4 protein-coding genes are annotated in these 3,166 nt (G+C 62.8%); all 4 read right to left on the minus strand.

Translation table 11 applies throughout. The annotated features are described in order from the left end of the window. Window positions 1–42: 42 nt before the first annotated feature. The gene (locus tag ACNFCJ_RS23910) at window positions 43–354 is read right to left on the minus strand and encodes a hypothetical protein (RefSeq protein ID WP_416773870.1); all 312 of its coding nucleotides are present in this window, start codon (window positions 352–354) and stop codon (window positions 43–45) included. Further along, window positions 351–629 (minus strand): hypothetical protein, encoded by a 279-nt coding sequence (locus ACNFCJ_RS23915; RefSeq protein WP_416773871.1) that lies wholly within the window; start codon window positions 627–629, stop codon window positions 351–353. Before ACNFCJ_RS23915 ends, ACNFCJ_RS23910 begins: the two co-directional genes overlap by 4 nt. After that, window positions 626–1,993 carry a phage head spike fiber domain-containing protein gene (locus ACNFCJ_RS23920; RefSeq protein WP_416773872.1) on the minus strand — a complete coding sequence of 456 codons (1,368 nt, stop codon included), beginning with the start codon at window positions 1,991–1,993 and terminating at the stop codon, window positions 626–628. The genes ACNFCJ_RS23915 and ACNFCJ_RS23920 overlap by 4 nt, the downstream gene beginning before the upstream one ends. Beyond that, a partial coding sequence (locus ACNFCJ_RS23925; RefSeq protein ID WP_416773873.1) for a hypothetical protein occupies window positions 1,993–3,166 on the minus strand: 1,174 nt, incomplete at its 5' end. The genes ACNFCJ_RS23925 and ACNFCJ_RS23920, both read right to left, overlap by 1 nt.

Here is a 3,166-nt window from a genome sequence, read left to right on the forward strand (position 1 = left end):
GCAATAAAAACCCGCAAGAGCGGGCTGGTGTGTGGTGGTGCATCACCTACAGGTAGTGCGCTGGTCGTGCCACTTACCCTCAAACACATGCCGCACCTCATGCGTCACGCATTCCGGGTAACGGTCGCGCAGTATCTCGATAGTGGACAGACCGGTGCCCGATCCGCGAGTGATCGCTACCGAGCCGGCAGGCCAGTCTAGGCCTGGGGTGTCCACGATCTTGACCACGATCAGTGCTTCCTTGATGGCTGGCTGTGGCTGAGCGTCACAGCCAGCCAGCGTCACCAGTACCAGAGCGCAGACGGCTGCGAGGGTCAGGGATAGCAGCGCTGGTTTTTTGCTACTGCCTTTCATCTCCAGACCCTCCACGGCGTTTGCGGATGATGCTGCGTCACCCCGGCAGGCCAATTCGCTGGAGGCTCGGGCAGCAGCAGGTTGAAGTGCCAGCCCGGCAGTGCCTCCATTACCGGCTCTTCGTCTGTTCCGCCAGTGCGATCAAACCATTGTCCGATGATGCTGTGCTCGACGGTGATGTACCGCTCGCCCTCATGCTCAGAGACGAATCCCAGCTCAGTGAGAGCAGCCCACATGCCCGCCTCGGTGTCTGTCTGTAGATAGCAGGGAGTCATGCCGTGATCCTCTGTAATTCGTCGGATGAGAGGGCGCGGGGGATCGACTGCACGACGCTGATATGGGCGTTAGCGTATGCAGATGCCGAGGCCAGCAGGCGCAGTGATGTGTCAAACGTCAGCGGGCCAGATGTAGTCACGCTGCCGCCAGCTTGGCAGATGCGTGTCTCGGTCGCTGTGTACGCGATAGCCAGCTTGCCCGGCCCTTGCGATGTAGCCAGCACAGTCGATCCGCTGGACAGCAGCACACGGCCAGACGGTGCGTTATGCTCGATGATGATTGTGTTATCGGTGCCGAGCCAGTCGGTGAGATTGGAGACGACGCACTGATCCGCAGCCCGTGTTACTTGGGCGCTGGTTGTGGGGATGTGGGATGCTGGGGAGGCGCCGGCCTGCAGGTCGGCACCCCAGATGTAGATGCCTACCCCCGCTGCCCACGATAAGCCGCCTCCTAGACTGAAACGGACAAGGCTGTCAGTAGCAACGCCCGTAAGACTCACACGCTGCCACGCACCAGTCCCCTGAACAGTCGTTAATGCAAGCGAGCCATAGCCGCCGCTTAGTAGGGAGAAACCCACACTCAGTCCGAGCGGGACCATCATCCAAACCGAAACGGAGTATGTCGTCCCTATAGTTGCGGGTAGAGTGTGTCGTATTGAGGCATTGCCCGACGAGTATGCGTAGTCCGCCGAATCGGTGCCGTCCGGCGCTGTTATTGCGTTTTCAGTTATCGCTAATCCGCTTTTCACCCAAACCGAATTCGAAAAATCACTCGAATGCGTCAGCAAATTCGTCCTGCTCTCCTCCACCAACAGGCCCAGCACCCGAATCACCGTCCAACTCGCATACGTCCCCGAGCCGACTACACGGTCAACCCACAGCGTCACGCTGGTGCCAGTGGATGCAGTGACACGCCCGGCCATCCAGTTGTTGGCGTCGTATGTAGCGCGGACGTAGCTGCCGACCGTATACGCCACATTCACGGCCAGCGTTACGGAGCCTGCTGCCAGCGTTACGCTGCTGGTCGACGTGCTGAGCGTGGCGGGATCGTGGTCGATCCGGGGCACGTTATTCGCAGCCCACTGATACACGCCAAGGTGGTCGAAATATCCACCACCACTGGGTCGGGTAGTGGTCATGATGTTGGACAGTCCCGCACGCGATACTGTCCCGTCTCGCCAGCTGTGTGCAACGTACTCACCCCGCACGAAATCCAGCCCAAGACTGGCCTCGCTGGGCAGCATAGCGTAGGGATATGAGCGAAAAGTCGCGGAGTCAGGCAGGTAGTGGCCAGCGCGGCGGATCGCGTCACGCAGCAGCGTCTTTGTTGTGTCGAGGTGAATCAGCTTGTCTGCGATAGCCATCAGATCACCTCTCCGTTGATCAGGTCGAGAGCCGTGGCAATGTCGCCTACCTGTGCAGCAGTGGCGTAGTAGCTGGCAGGCTGGCCGTTGAGTTTGCTGGAGTCTGCGGCTGTGGCAGTGGCGTCGAGCTTCCCGGCCAGCTTGCTTTTCTCGGCAGTGGTGTAGTCCTCGGTGCTCAGTCCCTTGCCTGCGACTTTATCGACCTTCCCGGCCAGCCCGGCCTCCAGCTCAGCCTGCGTTGCCATGTCTACAGCAAACCCCGGATTGGGATAGCTGCCAGACAGCACGCCGCCGGCGCCGCCAGTCGGTGCGCGGGAGTCAGTCAGGCGTGCGTCGTCGTCCCGCACCACGTCAGCGATGTCGGCAGGCTGTACGGCAGTATCCGCCAGCTCGCCCTGCTCCGCGGTGGCTGCGCCGATGTCGGCTGGCTCGGTCGGGATGCTGTCCCCCAGATCGCCCAGCAGCTCCATCAGGTCGGTCTGCTCGGTGATGTCGCCCGTGATAGTGCCCCACGGCCGGTCAACCGGCGACATGCTGCGGATGACGCTGTGATCGCTCATCGTCAGCACGAGATAGCCGTCAGGGTCGACCTCTGCTGCGGTCACGGTCGCGCCGTCTGCACCCCTCGGCCCTTGCGAGCCGCCCACGGTGATCCAGCCGTTTCCGTCGCATGGCGGCAGTGAGCCGGCCGGCCAGACGCGCGCCTGCCCGGTGATGGCTCGGTACACGTCGCCGCCCTGCTCTACGTCGAGCGTCCAGCTCGCAACTTGGTGGCTGAGTGCTGCGGTCTGCTCGTCGGTCAGCTCCAGTTCGACCGCCCCCGGGCCGATGATCGTGGCCGGGATCTCCAACAGCAGAGTGCCGCTGGCATCGAGCAAGTTGGCGCGGATCGTTGCACCGTCCAGGTCAACCGGCAGTTTGTACACCAACTCACCGCCACGCGGCTGCAGGCCGGCGCCGGACAGCGCGTTGATCTCCAGCGTGTCGGCATCAATCCGTTTCGCACGCCAGGGCAGCGCCGCGCGCGGGTCGCGGTTGAGGTCGGGCATGCCGGTGACACCTCGCACCCACACCGGCCAGTCGCCGGCCAGGCCGTGCTCCACGGTGAGCCGCACCCCGCTCTCGCTCGCGGCGATGGCAGTGATTGGCAGGTAAGCGAACGCCGGCTGCATC

Origin of the sequence: Pseudomonas sp. NY15364, assembly GCF_048068235.1 — a bacterium.
GTDB lineage: Bacteria > Pseudomonadota > Gammaproteobacteria > Pseudomonadales > Pseudomonadaceae > Aquipseudomonas > Aquipseudomonas mendocina_D.

Coding starts and splice junctions, on each gene's coding strand:
- ACNFCJ_RS23910 (WP_416773870.1), bottom strand. CDS start 354: ATGAAAGGCAGTAGCAAAAAACCAGCGCTGCTATCCCTGACCCTCGCA.
- ACNFCJ_RS23915 (WP_416773871.1), bottom strand. CDS start 629: ATGACTCCCTGCTATCTACAGACAGACACCGAGGCGGGCATGTGGGCT.
- ACNFCJ_RS23920 (WP_416773872.1), bottom strand. CDS start 1,993: ATGGCTATCGCAGACAAGCTGATTCACCTCGACACAACAAAGACGCTG.